Below are 12,174 nucleotides of genomic sequence, written 5' to 3' on the forward strand. Positions count from 1 at the left end.
TTCAGCGCCCCCGCGTCAATCCGGCTCAGAACAGGTCCGAAAGCCGGTTCTGATGGCCCGTATGGATCGTGATCTCGGCGGTCATGCCGTTGCGCAGCACGAGATTTTTCGGCCCGCCGATGATGTTCACCCGCAGCGGAATGCGCTGCACGACCTTCACCCAGTTGCCTGAGGAATTCTCCGCTGGCAGGATCGAGAAGCTCGACCCGCTGGCCGGCGCGATGCTGGCGACAACGCCCTGCCAGGTGCGGCCCGGATAGGTGTCGACATGCACGCTCACCTTGTCCCCCGGCTTCACCCAGGTCAGCGAGGTTTCCTTCGGCTGAGAGCGGATCCAGATATCCGTATTCGAGACAAGTGCGAAGGCAGCGGTGCCGGCCGGCAGGAACATGCCCGGCCGCAGCTTGTCGGTTTCGGTTACTACTCCGGCGAAGGGCGCACGCACGATCGAATGGCGGTAGTTCAGCTCGGCGGTGGCCAGCGCCGCCTTCGCCGCCTTGTATTGCGGCGTGTCCTGCGCCTTGATCTTCGGGTCGCCCGAGAGTTTCGCGAGATCGACACCCGCCTGCGCGGTCATCGCATCTAGCGTCGCCTCGTCGCCCTGGAGCTTGTATTTCGCATCGTCATAGGCGGTGCGCGTCACGCCGCCAGTATGCACGAGTGCCGCGTAGCGCTTGAAGTTCAGCCTGTCGTTGTCGACCACCGATTGCTGGGTACGGATCTTGGCGATCTCGGCGCGATAGCCGGCCCGAGTTGCCTCGACCTGCTGGCTCACTTCGGCGAGGTTGGCCTTCGCCTGCGCGATCGCCACCTCGAAGCGCGAGGGATCAAGGGTGAACAGCACCTGGCCTTTCTTCACCTTTTCATTGTCGTGAACGTCGATGGTTTCCACCAGGCCTGACACGTCGGTGGACAGCGCCACCTTGCCCGCCTGGACATAGGTGTCCGTCACGCTCACCGTCCCACCGCTCACCAGCCAGTAGACAAGGATGGCGCCGAGGATCACCGCCACGCCGCCGATCATCAGCAAAGGCCGCAGCATCCGGCCCGAGCGACGGCCCCGGGTCGCTTCCTCGCGGGTCTCGGCCTCGCGGGCCACCGGGCCGGCGGCTGTACTCGTATGGGACATCAAACCATCTCCTGTTCGGCGTCTGCCGTGGTATTGTCGCGAGGCGCATCGCCGGCCATTGTGCCGTGATCTGTCGCGCCGGTCTCATCATGTGTCGCGGCCCCGCAGCGGCCCGCGCCGAGCAGGGTCGCCTTGATCCGCAGCAATCCGGTGACCAGCGTGTCCATCGTCTCGGGCGCGATCCCGTTGCCGATCAGTGCGGCGACGGCGCCGCGCTGGGTCTCGATCTCGGCGAGGAGCGGCTGCGCCGCCTCGGTCAGGTGCAGGCGCCAGATACGCCGGTCACGCGGGTCGGCCCGCCGCTCCACCAGGTTGCGCGCCGCCAGCCGGTCGGTCAGCCGTGCCACACTCATCGGCTCGACCTCGAGCAATTCGGCGAGATCCTTCTGCGACAGGCCGGGATGCCGGGCGAGCTTGATCAGCATCGCCCATTGCGCGCGGTTCATGCCGTGCAGCCTCGCACGGCGATCGGTTTCAAGCCGCAGCAGCCGCGCCACATCGTGCAGCAGCAGCAGCAGGTCGGGTTCGGCGGGTAACTGGGACATAGCCCCCGAGATAATAAGGTGCGTTACGAGTAAGTGCTACTGCCGCAGTTCTGCGTTTTTCGCAGGGGCCGGTCCTCGTTTCATGCCCTTGCGCCGCCCGCGCCGGCTCCGGGCGCTTACCGGGCCAGCGCCTCGTGCAACACCGGAATGGCGCCGGACAGCATGATCTGCACGCCGATTCCAAGCAGGATGAATGCAGCGAGGCGCGAGAGCACCCGCCGCCCGGTCGCGCCCAGAATCACATCCAGCCGATCGGCCGCCGCGTAGCTGATCCAGGTGATCGCGGCGATCGCGATCGCCGCGAGCGACATGCCGGTGAAGAACGCGCCGAGCGGCGTGCCATAAGCGCCGCGCTCCGTCCCCAGCGTCACCGCCACGGCGATGGTTCCCGGCCCGGTGGTGAAGGGCAGGGTGAGCGGAAAGAACGCCATCGAGGCGATTTCGTCCGGGTCCTGGTCCGGTGCCGGCAGCGAACTCGCCGCCTGCGCCTGTTTGCGCGCTTCGGTGACTTCCGGCGCGTTCAGCATCTGGAACGCCCGGCTCGCCACCACCGCGCCGCCGGCCAGCCGCAGCGCGTTCAGCGTGATGCCGAAGAAATTCAGGATATAGCTGCCCGCCCAGAGCGAGACGAGCATCACCGCGGCGCTGTTCATCCCCACCTTGCGGGCCAGCATCGCCCGCACGGAGCGGCTCGCATTGCCGGTGATCTCGTTGAAGATGATCGCCCCGGCGAGCGGATTGACGATCGACAGCAGCGCCGGAAACCCGAGCAGGAAGGCGTGCAGCCCGGGGCCGAACAGGCTCAAGCCGGCAGCTCCCGCGCCACCACAGCGGCAAACAGCGCCGCCCCGAGCGGGATGATCGCGTCGTTGAAATCATAGCGCGGGTGATGCAGCGGCACCGCGCCGCGCTCGCCGTCGGCCTGGCCGATGCGGAAGAAGCAGCCCGGCCGCTCCAGCGCATAGAAGGCGAAATCCTCCCCGCCCATCGAGGCTGGCATGGTCGTCCGCACCTGCGCCGCGCCGACCACCCCCCGCGCCGCCTCGGCGAAGGCGGAAGCGGCGGCGACATCGTTGACCACCGGCGGATAGCCCCGCTCGTAGCCGATCTCCGCCGCCACCCCGGCGGCGGCGGCGAGTTCGGCCACCAGGCCCGGAATCTCGCGCGCCATGTGGTCCTGCACGTGCGGCAGCAGCGTGCGCACCGTACCCGACAGGGTCGCCGCCTCGGGGATCACGTTATTGGCGCTGCCGGCATGGAAGGTGCAGACCGAGACCACAGCCGAATCGAGCGGCGCGATCCGCCGCGCGACCAGGCTCTGCAACCCGACCACGATCTGCGCCCCTGCGACGATCGGGTCGATCGTCTGGTGCGGCCTCGCCGCGTGGCCGCCCTTGCCGGTCAGCCGGATCCGCAGCGTATCCGATGCCGCGTTCACCGTTCCGGGGGATGCCGAAACCACACCCATCGGCAGGAGCGGATCGTTATGCGCGCCGAACACCGAATCGAACGGGAACCGTTCCAGCAGCCCGTCCTCCAGCATCGCCCGCGCGCCGGCGCCGCCTTCCTCGGCGGGCTGGAAGATGAAATGGATTGTCCCGGAAAACCGCCGCGTCGCGGCGAGGTAGCGCGCCGCGGCAAGCAGCATCGTGGTGTGTCCGTCATGGCCGCAGGCATGCATCGTCCCCGGAGTGGTCGAGCGCCAGGGCGCGTCGCCCGCCTCCTCGATGGGCAGCGCGTCCATATCGGCGCGCAGCGCGATCGCCCGGTTGCCCGAGCCCGCCCGCAGCGTGCCGACCACGCCGGTGCCGCCGATCCCGGTCGTCACCTCCAGGCCGAACGCCGAAAGCCGTTCAGCCACCAGCGCCGCGGTGCGGCGTTCCTGATAGCCGAGTTCAGGATGGGCGTGGAAGTCGCGGCGCCAGGAGGAAAATTCTGCTGCCCATGCAATGAGCTGCTCATCGATCGTCATGGCGTCGAGAATAAGACCAAAACCACTATGCCGTCACCCATGCCGCGCTGCTTGGCTCAACCTGCATCGGCAAAAGGTTTCATGCGGCTGACGTATGGGTGATAGGTATTCCTCACCCGTTATTGCGGTGCAGCAAAGGGTCTATATGCAGTTTCAGACGGAGCGCGGCTCCGGAACAGCAAGGCCGAAAGCCAGATCAGAAAGGAAGACTCCCATGACGAAGCTGACCCGCACAATCGCCCTCATCGCCGCCCTTGGCGCCATCGCGCCGGCTGCTGCCAGCGCCGCCAATATCGGCAGCGCCCACGACCAGCTCGTGCAGAAGATCAACAACGCTTACGGCACGCAGTTCAAGACCAGCCACACGGCCGGCCAGACTGCCCCTGCCGAGGCCCAGCACAACAACTGAGTAAAACGCGCTGACTTTGCGCCCGCCGCATGCGGCGGGTCGCGATGTTGGTGGCAATACGCAGGAATGCCGCCCCTGAAATTCACATGCGAATTTCAGGGGCGTTTCATTTGGCCCAGGGCTGTCTCCGATATTCGGGAAACAATGGCCATTCTGGCTTCGGTCGCGTCAGGCGGCCGAGCGGATTGCCGCGGCGCGAATATCCTCGTCGACGGTTTCCGCGAACCGGGCGAAATTCTCCTCGAACCGCGCCACCAGCTCCGCCGCCTGCCGGTCGTAGGCTGCCTTGTCCGCCCAGGCTTCCCGCGGATCGAGCACCGAGGAGGGCACGCCCGCGACCGCATCGGGGATCATCAGGCCGAACGCCCGGTCGGGATGGAAGCTTGTGCCCTCCAGCGCGCCGGACAATGCTGCATTGAGCAAAGCGCGCGTATGGCGGATCGACATGCGTTGACCGGTGCCGAACGACCCGCCGGTCCAGCCCGTGTTCACCAGCCAGCACGAGACGCCATGCTCGGCGATCAGCTTCGCCAGCAACTCGCCGTAAACCCGCGGCGGGCGGGGCAGGAACGGCGCGCCGAAACAGGTCGAGAAGGTCGCCTGCGGCTCGCGGCCCAGCCCCTTCTCGGTGCCTGCCACCTTGGCGGTGTAGCCGGAGAGGAAATGATACATCGCCTGCGCCGGCGTCAGTTTCGCGATCGGCGGCAGCACTCCGAACGCATCCGCTGTCAGCATCACCACGTTGCGCGGCATGCCGCCGCGGCCGCTGCGCTCGACATTCGGGATGAACTCGATCGGGTAGCACGAGCGCGTGTTCTCGGTCAGGCTGCGATCGGCGAGGTCCACCACCCCGCGCGCATCCGCCACCACGTTCTCGAGAACGGTGCCGAAGCGATGGCTTGCGGCATGGATTTCCGGCTCGGCCTCGGCCGAGAGGTCGATCACCTTGGCGTAGCAGCCGCCCTCGAAATTGAACACGCCATCCGGCCCCCAGCCATGCTCGTCATCGCCGATGAGCCGGCGCGCCGGGTCGGAGGAGAGGGTGGTCTTGCCGGTGCCCGACAGGCCGAAGAACAGGGCGACGTCGTTGTCCTGGCCGATATTGGCGCTGCAATGCATCGGCAGCACGCCGCGCGCGGGCAGCAGCCAGTTCATCACCGTGAAGATCGATTTCTTGATCTCGCCGGCATATCGGGTTCCGGCGATGACGATCCGCCGCTCGGCAAAGGACAGGGCGATCGCGGTCGAGGAGCGCACCCCGTCGATTGCGGGGTCGGCCTCGAAGTCCGGCGCGTGCAGGATCACGAAATCCGGCTCGAAACCCTCCAGCTCCGCCTCAGCGGGGCGGATGAACATGTTGCGGGCGAAAAGCGCCTGCCAGGCATTGGTGGTCACCAGCCGCACGCGGATGCGGTTTTTCGGATCGGCGCCCGCGAACAGGTCCTGAATGAACAGCTCACGGTCCTGCAGGAAGGCCTGCACCCGGCCACGGAGCGTCGCATAATGTGGAGCGGACAATTTCTGATTGACGCTGCCCCACCAGATTTCCGAGGTGGATTCCGGCTCGTCCACAACGAACTTGTCGGCAACCGACCGGCCGGTATGCACGCCGGTTTCGACCATCAGCGCGCCGTCTGCGGAAAGTCGTCCTTCGCCGCGGCGTAGCGCATGGGTCACCAGCGCCGGAGCGGTCAGGTTCACGTGCAGAGTGGCGGCGCGGGTAATGCCCGCATGGGCCAGGATCGCCGCATTGCGGGCGGCGGAGTCGGTGTTCGTCGTCTTTGGCGTCACGGCTCTGATCTTTCTTGGCTCGGCTTTGATGTTCGATTTAAGCCTTATGCCGTCCCTTTCGGGTTTTTCCAAACCTGAAAAGCGAAAATATGACCGCGTTCAGCGAAACTCAACCATGCGCCGCGCTATCGGCCAAGACCGTGAGCACGTCGGAATAGACCCGCAACATCCGCTCGAAGTCGATGCGCAGCACGATGTCCTCCCGTGCCAGATCGAACCCGTCGGGGTCGAGCGTCACCATCGTCCAGCCGCCTCCGGTGCCGCCCGCCGCCGCTGCGGCCGCATCCAGCCGCGCGCCGAGCGTGCGGTTTGCGGTCGCCATCGCCTCGATGCAGGCCCGTTCATCCCGCAGCGCCGGGGTGCGCGGCGCCAGCCGGTCGACATCCAGCGTCGCCGCCCGGGCAAACCCGCCGACAAACCGCGCCGCAACGGGGGTCAGCCGATAGACCCCGAAATCGCTGAATCCGGCATAGGCGCGGGCATAGGGGTGAATCGTCAGATAGCGCTCCCGGTCCTCTGGCGCTTCGGACCGTTCGGCATCGCATACCAGCGACAGGCGTGGGCTGGTCTGCGGGTTCGTCTCGGTTGCCTCGCCGCTCACCATCAACGCGCAGGCGGGGTTGCGGTCGAGCGCCCTGGTATGGGCGGAAAGCTGGGAGAGCAGCACCACGACGTCGCCATCCAGCAGCACGGCCGGGGTAACAAGCGCGATCGCAGGATAATCGTCCTCGATCACCGCAAGACTGCCTGACCGTGCCGCCCGCAGCAGCAGCCGCGCGTCACGGTGAATGTCGTTCTGGATCTCACGGTGCTCTTGCATTTGGCGCCATATTCCCGTCACGTCATGTCGGGATAATGCGACGAAGTTCGCTGCAAGGCAAAATTTTCATGAAACAGACCATCGCTCTCGTCGACGACGACCGGAACATCCTCGAATCGGTGCAGATGACACTCGAACAAGAGGGATATGCCGTTCGCACCTATACCGACGGGGAGTCGGCACTCCAGGGTTTGCTGACCCGTCCGGCCGATCTCGCCGTGCTCGATATCAAGATGCCGCGCATGGACGGGATGGAGCTGCTCCAGCGCCTCCGCGCCCGCTCGGCGATGCCGGTCATTTTCCTCACCAGCAAGGACGATGAGCTTGACGAGCTGATGGGCTTGCGCCTCGGCGCCGACGACTACATCACCAAACCCTTCAGCCAGCGCCTGCTGATCGAGCGCATTCGCGCCCTGCTCCGCCGCAACGAGACGAGTCGCGCCGAAGGCTCCGGCGCCGCCCCCACCGGCGTCATTGGCAGGGGCGATCTCACGCTCGATGAAACCAAGCACCAATGCCTCTGGAAGGGGCAGGATATCCAGCTCACCGTCACCGAATTCCTGCTGGTCAAGGCGCTTGCCGCTCGCCCGGGCATGGTCAAGTCGCGAGACCAGCTGATCGACGCCGCCTATGGCGAGAGCGTCTATGTCGATGACCGCACGATCGACAGTCATATCAAGCGGCTGCGGCGCAAGTTTCGCGCCGTCGATGACGAGTTCGACCAGATCGAGACGCTGTACGGCATCGGCTACCGCTACAAGGAAGCATGAGCCTGGCCCGTCCGGGTGCGGCGATGCTCGGCTGGCGGCGGATTTCGCCGCTGCTGCGCCGGATCCTGCTGGTCAATGCCCTGCCGCTGGCCCTCATCGTCGCCGCCCTGCTTTATCTCGACCAGTACCAGCACGGGTTGCTGACCGCCGAGGTCACCGCGCTGCGTGAGCAGGCGCGGATCTATGCCGGCGCGCTCGCCGAATCGGCGGTGCAGACCGATGTGGCCAACCAGCCGGCGCTGAAGCCCGATCTTGCCCGCCCGCTGCTCTATCGCCTGATCGAGCCGACGCCGAACGCTCAAGCGCTGGTTTATGGCCCGGATGGTCGGGTGATCGCCAATTCGCGCATTCGTCAGGGGCCGGGCGGCGCCATCATTACCGAACCGCTGCCGCCGGTTCGCCCGCGTGGCGACTTCGCCCGCGCCATCAGCTTCCTCTACGATCAGTTCGTCGCCTTTCTCCCCAGCGCCGAGGTCACCTCCGCCGGGCACGATCCGGGCGCTGCGGGTCTCGGCTGGCAGCCCAGCGTGCGGGAGGTGCTGAAACTTACCAGTGCGCAGCCAGCGCGCGCGGCGCCGCCCTTCATCCGTCGTGCCGCCGATGGCCGGCTGCTGATCACCGTCTCCGTGCCGATCGTCCGCGCCAAGAACACGGTCGGCGCCGTACTCCTCACCCGCGAGGCGACCGAGGTGGACCGCGCGGTCTTTGCCGTGCGGGTGTCGATCCTCGGCCTGTTCGTGCTCGCCCTCGTGCTGACCGTGCTGCTTTCGGTCTATCTCGCCCGCACGATCGCGACGCCGCTCCTCCGCCTCGCCGCTTCGGCCGGCCGCCTGCGCGAAGGCCGCGGTGCGATGACCGAGCCCGTGCCCCCGCCAATCGCCGCGCGCGACGATGAAATCGGCGTCCTTGCCCGCGCCCTGGAGGAATCGGCGCATGCCCTGTGGGCGCGGATGGATGCGATCGAGCGGTTCGCCGCCGATGTCGCGCACGAAATCAAGAACCCGCTTTCCTCGATCCGATCCGCTGTCGAGACCGTCCGCCGGATGGACGATCCCGCCCGCGCCGCCCGCCTGTTCGACATCATCTCGCAAGACGTTCGCCGGCTTGACCGGCTGATCTCCGACATCAGCGATTCCTCGCGCCTTGATTCCGAAATGTCGCGCACTGCGCTCGAACCGGTCGACCTCGCTCCCATCCTCGCCGCCCTCGCCGAAATTCATCAATCGACCCGTGAGGCCGATGCGCCGATCATGGTGCTCGACGCGCCGAAGGCTGACCTTGTCGTTCGTGGCGCCGAGGGGCGGCTCGTTCAGGTCCTGCGCAACCTGATCGGCAATGCCATCTCGTTCAGTCCGCCACGCGGCAAGATCTGGCTGCGCGGTCGCGTTACCGGCAGCATCGTCGAACTCGCCGTCGAAGATGAAGGCCCGGGCATTCCCGATGCCAAACTCGGCCATGTGTTCGACCGGTTTTACTCCGAGCGCCCGCAGGGCGAGGGGTTCGGCAACCATTCCGGCCTCGGTCTGTCGATTTCCCGACAGATCGTCGAGGCGCATCAGGGCCGCATCACCGCCGAGAACCGCCGCGACCCCGATGGGGCGTCATCGGTGCCCGCTTTGTCATCCGTCTGCCGCGCGGATAATTCCGCCCACGAAAAAGGGCCGGCATTTGCGCCGACCCTTTTCCCGATCCGCAGGCGTGCCGGGGTCAGCCCTGGCGTTCGACCATCATCTGCTTGATTTTGCCGATCGCTTTCGCGGGGTTCAGCCCTTTCGGGCAGGTCTGCGTGCAGTTCATGATCGTATGGCAGCGATAGAGCTTGAACGGATCCTCAAGCGCGTCGAGCCGCTTGCCGGTCGCCTCGTCGCGCGAATCGGCGATCCACCGATACGCCGCCATGAGCACGGCCGGGCCGAGATAGCGGTCGCCGTTCCACCAGTAGGAGGGGCAGGAGGTGGTGCAGCAGAAGCACAGGATGCATTCCCACAGCCCGTCCAGCTCCGCGCGTTCCTCGACGCTCTGCTTGCGCTCGCCATCCGGCGGCGGCGGCGTCTCGGCCTGCAGCCAGGGCTCGATCGAGCGATACTGCGCATAGGCCTGGTTGAGGTCGGGCACGAGGTCCTTGACCACCGGCATGTGCGGCAGCGGGTTGATGTTCACCGCCTCCTTCACCTCCTCGATCGGCTTGAGGCAGGCGAGCGTGTTGGTCCCGTCGATATTCATCGCGCAGGAGCCGCAGATGCCCTCGCGGCAGGAGCGGCGGAAGGTGAGTGTGGGATCGATCTCGTTCTTGATCTTGATCAGCGCGTCCAGCACCATCGGCCCGCACTTGTCGAGGTCGATCTCGTAGGTATCGGCGCGCGGATTGGCATCCTCGTCCGGGTTCCAGCGATACACCTTGAAGCTCTTCACCCGGGTTGCCCCCGGCTCGGCCTTGTAGGTCTTGCCCTGGGTCACGCGGCTGTTCTTCGGGAGGGTCAGTTCGGCCATGGTTCGAAACCCTTTCTCAGTAGACGCGCTTCTTCGGCGGGAACACCGAAACGTCATTGGTCAGCGTCTGCATCCGCACCGGGCGATAATCGAGCGCCACCTCGCCCTCATCCGTGCAATGGGCGAGCGAATGCTTCATCCACTCGGCGTCTTCGCGCTCGGGGAAGTCGTCATGCGCGTGCGCCCCGCGGCTCTCGTGCCGGGCTTCGGCCGAGGCCATGGTGGTGATGGCGTTGCCCATGAGGTTGTGCAGCTCCAGCGCTTCCATCAGGTCCGAATTCCAGATCAGCCCGCGATCGGCGATCGAGATGTCCTTCAGCCCCTGCCAGAGGCCGGACATCTTTGCCACACCTTCCTTCAGCGTCTTGGAGTTGCGGAACACCGCGGCGTGGTTCTGCATGGTCCGCTGCATCTGGTCGCGGAGTGCGGCGACGGTGGTGCCGCCCTTGGCGTGACGCGTCGCGTCCAGCCGGTCGAGCGAGGCCTCGCCGGCGCGGGTCGGCAGGGCTGGCTGGGTTGCCCCCGGCGTCACCACCTTCGCCGCCTGATGCGCCGCCGCGCGGCCGAACACCACGAGATCGAGCAGCGAGTTGGTGCCGAGCCGGTTCGCGCCGTGCACCGAAACGCACGCCGCCTCGCCCACCGCCATCAGCCCCGGCACGATCGCGTCCGGATTGTCCTTCGTCGGGCGCAGCACCTCGGCGCGATAATTCGTCGGAATGCCGCCCATGTTGTAGTGCACGGTCGGCAGCACCGGGATCGGCGCCTTGGTCACGTCGACGCCGGCGAACACCCGCGCCGTTTCCGAAATCCCCGGCAGCCGCTCATGCAGCTGCTCCGGCTTCAACCCTTCGAGGTGCAGCAGGATGTGGTCCTTGTTCGGCCCGCAGCCGCGCCCTTCCATGATCTCGATCGTCATCGAGCGCGAGACCACGTCGCGCGAGGCGAGGTCCTTCGCCGTCGGCGCGTAGCGCTCCATGAAGCGCTCGCCCTCGGCGTTGGTCAGGTAGCCGCCCTCGCCGCGCGCGCCCTCGGTGATCAGGCAGCCGGCCGGGAAGATGCCCGTCGGGTGGAACTGCACGAACTCCATGTCCTGCATCGGCAGCCCGGCGCGCAGCGCCATGCCGCCGCCATCGCCGGTGCAGGTATGCGCCGAGGTGCAGGAGAGATAGGCGCGGCCATAGCCGCCGGTCGCCAGCACCACGAGCTGCGCGCGGAAGCGGTGGATCGTCCCGTCCTCCAGGCACCAGGCCATAACGCCGCGGCACGCGCCCTCGTCATCCATGATGAGGTCGGTCGCGAAATACTCGACGAAGAACTCCACATCCGCCTTCAGGCTCTGCTGATACAGCGTGTGCAGGATGGCGTGGCCGGTGCGGTCGGCGGCGGCGCAGGCGCGGCGAACCGGCGCCTGGCCGAAATCCTTCATGTGCCCGCCGAACGGCCGCTGGTAGATCTTGCCGTCCTCGGTGCGGCTGAACGGCACGCCGAAATGCTCCAACTCATGGATCGCCGGAATCGCCTCGCGGCACATGTATTCGATGGCGTCCTGGTCGCCGAGCCAGTCCGAGCCCTTGACCGTATCATACATGTGCCAGCGCCAGTCGTCCGGCTCCATATTGCCGAGTGCTGCGCCGATGCCGCCCTGCGCGGCGACGGTGTGGCTGCGGGTCGGGAACACCTTGCTGATGCAGGCGGTCTTGAGCCCGGCCTGGCCCATGCCGAGCGTCGCCCGCAGGCCGGACCCGCCGGCGCCGACGACGATGACGTCATAGGTATGATCGATGATCGTATAGGCGCCGAGCGACGGCTTCGACATTGCGTTCATGACGATGTTTTCCCCAGGCGGGTCAGAAGGACAGTTTCAGAACCGAGATGACGGCCAGCAGACCGAAGAACCCGGCCGTCGCCCGCATCGCGAGCATGACCGTGAGCCGCTTGCCCTCGGAGCGGATGTAGTCCTCGATCACGACCTGCAAACCCAGCTGCAGGTGATAGAACAGCGCGATCACCAGGGCGAGGAACAGTACCCCGTTCCAGGGCTCGGCCATGTAGCGCAGCATTTCGGCCTGGGTCGCGCCCTTGAGCAGCAGCACCGACAGCACGGCGTAGAGCGCGAGCGGCAGCAGGGCCAGGGCGGTCAGCCGCTGCGCCCACCAGTGATGCACGCCGGCCTTGGCGGCGCCCATGCCCCGCGCGCGGCCAAGTGCGGACCGCATGATCTTCATCGATGAAACTCCTTCACCAG

General features: G+C 66.5%; 11 protein-coding genes and 1 pseudogene. 3 read left to right on the top strand and 9 right to left on the bottom strand.

All coding sequences use genetic code 11. The features are described from left to right. Positions 1-25 precede the first annotated feature (25 nt). The 4 genes from ACIDOCELLA78_RS000000102480 to ACIDOCELLA78_RS000000102495 all read right to left on the bottom strand — a co-directional run bounded on the left by ACIDOCELLA78_RS000000102480 (position 26) and on the right by ACIDOCELLA78_RS000000102495 (position 3,646). The gene (locus ACIDOCELLA78_RS000000102480; protein WP_201728239.1) at positions 26-1,129 is read right to left on the bottom strand and encodes an HlyD family secretion protein; all 1,104 of its coding nucleotides are present in this window, start codon (positions 1,127-1,129) and stop codon (positions 26-28) included. Then, a complete protein-coding gene (locus ACIDOCELLA78_RS000000102485) occupies positions 1,129-1,674 on the bottom strand; it encodes a MarR family winged helix-turn-helix transcriptional regulator (protein ID WP_201728240.1) in 546 nt (181 codons plus the stop codon). The genes ACIDOCELLA78_RS000000102480 and ACIDOCELLA78_RS000000102485 overlap by 1 nt, the downstream gene beginning before the upstream one ends. Before the next feature lie 116 nt (positions 1,675-1,790). Further along, the gene (locus tag ACIDOCELLA78_RS000000102490) at positions 1,791-2,480 is read right to left on the bottom strand and encodes a MarC family protein (RefSeq protein WP_201728241.1); all 690 of its coding nucleotides are present in this window, start codon (positions 2,478-2,480) and stop codon (positions 1,791-1,793) included. Continuing rightward, entirely contained in the window at positions 2,477-3,646 is a 1,170-nt protein-coding gene (locus ACIDOCELLA78_RS000000102495) for an amidohydrolase (protein ID WP_201728242.1), read from the bottom strand. Before ACIDOCELLA78_RS000000102495 ends, ACIDOCELLA78_RS000000102490 begins: the two co-directional genes overlap by 4 nt. A 214-nt stretch (positions 3,647-3,860) precedes the next feature. Here ACIDOCELLA78_RS000000102495 and ACIDOCELLA78_RS000000102500 point away from each other — a divergent pair, with 214 nt between their 5' ends. Then, positions 3,861-4,055 carry a hypothetical protein gene (locus ACIDOCELLA78_RS000000102500; protein ID WP_201728243.1) on the top strand — a complete coding sequence of 65 codons (195 nt, stop codon included), beginning with the start codon at positions 3,861-3,863 and terminating at the stop codon, positions 4,053-4,055. A gap of 168 nt (positions 4,056-4,223) precedes the next feature. Here ACIDOCELLA78_RS000000102500 and ACIDOCELLA78_RS000000102505 read toward each other — a convergent pair whose 3' ends face one another. Both ACIDOCELLA78_RS000000102505 and ACIDOCELLA78_RS000000102510 read right to left on the bottom strand, forming a co-directional pair. Further along, a complete protein-coding gene (locus ACIDOCELLA78_RS000000102505) occupies positions 4,224-5,846 on the bottom strand; it encodes a phosphoenolpyruvate carboxykinase (protein ID WP_201728244.1) in 1,623 nt (540 codons plus the stop codon). 109 nt (positions 5,847-5,955) lie between these two features. Continuing rightward, positions 5,956-6,666, bottom strand: coding sequence for a HugZ family protein (locus ACIDOCELLA78_RS000000102510; RefSeq protein WP_201728245.1), 711 nt, complete (start codon positions 6,664-6,666; stop codon positions 5,956-5,958). 68 nt (positions 6,667-6,734) lie between these two features. Between ACIDOCELLA78_RS000000102510 and ACIDOCELLA78_RS000000102515 the strand changes: the two genes are divergently transcribed. Both ACIDOCELLA78_RS000000102515 and ACIDOCELLA78_RS000000102520 read left to right on the top strand, forming a co-directional pair. Next, a complete protein-coding gene (locus ACIDOCELLA78_RS000000102515) occupies positions 6,735-7,436 on the top strand; it encodes a response regulator transcription factor (RefSeq protein WP_174503103.1) in 702 nt (233 codons plus the stop codon). After that, a pseudogene (locus tag ACIDOCELLA78_RS000000102520) lies at positions 7,433-9,078 on the top strand (stimulus-sensing domain-containing protein). The gene ACIDOCELLA78_RS000000102515 and the pseudogene ACIDOCELLA78_RS000000102520 overlap by 4 nt, the downstream one beginning before the upstream one ends. A gap of 65 nt (positions 9,079-9,143) precedes the next feature. On the opposite strand, the gene ACIDOCELLA78_RS000000102525 reads toward ACIDOCELLA78_RS000000102520, so the two are convergent. Genes ACIDOCELLA78_RS000000102525 through sdhD form a run of 3 tightly spaced genes read right to left on the bottom strand, consistent with a single transcriptional unit; the run spans position 9,144 to position 12,154 of the window. Beyond that, positions 9,144-9,926 carry a succinate dehydrogenase iron-sulfur subunit gene (locus tag ACIDOCELLA78_RS000000102525; RefSeq protein ID WP_013640436.1) on the bottom strand — a complete coding sequence of 261 codons (783 nt, stop codon included), beginning with the start codon at positions 9,924-9,926 and terminating at the stop codon, positions 9,144-9,146. A gap of 16 nt (positions 9,927-9,942) precedes the next feature. Continuing rightward, a complete protein-coding gene (gene sdhA, locus ACIDOCELLA78_RS000000102530) occupies positions 9,943-11,754 on the bottom strand; it encodes a succinate dehydrogenase flavoprotein subunit (RefSeq protein WP_201728246.1) in 1,812 nt (603 codons plus the stop codon). A 22-nt stretch (positions 11,755-11,776) separates the two neighbouring features. Beyond that, complete coding sequence (gene sdhD / locus ACIDOCELLA78_RS000000102535; protein WP_201728247.1) at positions 11,777-12,154, bottom strand: succinate dehydrogenase, hydrophobic membrane anchor protein; 378 nt, start codon at positions 12,152-12,154, stop codon at positions 11,777-11,779. Between the last annotated feature and the right edge of the window lie 20 nt (positions 12,155-12,174).

This window comes from Acidocella sp. C78 (assembly GCF_907164655.1).

What these genes read in the sequence shown, in the direction of transcription:
- ACIDOCELLA78_RS000000102480 (WP_201728239.1), bottom strand. Translation starts at nt 1,129, where the DNA reads ATGTCCCATACGAGTACAGCCGCCGGCCCGGTGGCCCGCGAGGCCGAG.
- ACIDOCELLA78_RS000000102485 (WP_201728240.1), bottom strand. Translation starts at nt 1,674, where the DNA reads ATGTCCCAGTTACCCGCCGAACCCGACCTGCTGCTGCTGCTGCACGAT.
- ACIDOCELLA78_RS000000102495 (WP_201728242.1), bottom strand. Translation starts at nt 3,646, where the DNA reads ATGACGATCGATGAGCAGCTCATTGCATGGGCAGCAGAATTTTCCTCC.
- ACIDOCELLA78_RS000000102500 (WP_201728243.1), top strand. Translation starts at nt 3,861, where the DNA reads ATGACGAAGCTGACCCGCACAATCGCCCTCATCGCCGCCCTTGGCGCC.
- ACIDOCELLA78_RS000000102510 (WP_201728245.1), bottom strand. Translation starts at nt 6,666, where the DNA reads ATGCAAGAGCACCGTGAGATCCAGAACGACATTCACCGTGACGCGCGG.
- ACIDOCELLA78_RS000000102515 (WP_174503103.1), top strand. Translation starts at nt 6,735, where the DNA reads ATGAAACAGACCATCGCTCTCGTCGACGACGACCGGAACATCCTCGAA.
- ACIDOCELLA78_RS000000102525 (WP_013640436.1), bottom strand. Translation starts at nt 9,926, where the DNA reads ATGGCCGAACTGACCCTCCCGAAGAACAGCCGCGTGACCCAGGGCAAG.
- sdhA (WP_201728246.1), bottom strand. Translation starts at nt 11,754, where the DNA reads ATGAACGCAATGTCGAAGCCGTCGCTCGGCGCCTATACGATCATCGAT.
- sdhD (WP_201728247.1), bottom strand. Translation starts at nt 12,154, where the DNA reads ATGAAGATCATGCGGTCCGCACTTGGCCGCGCGCGGGGCATGGGCGCC.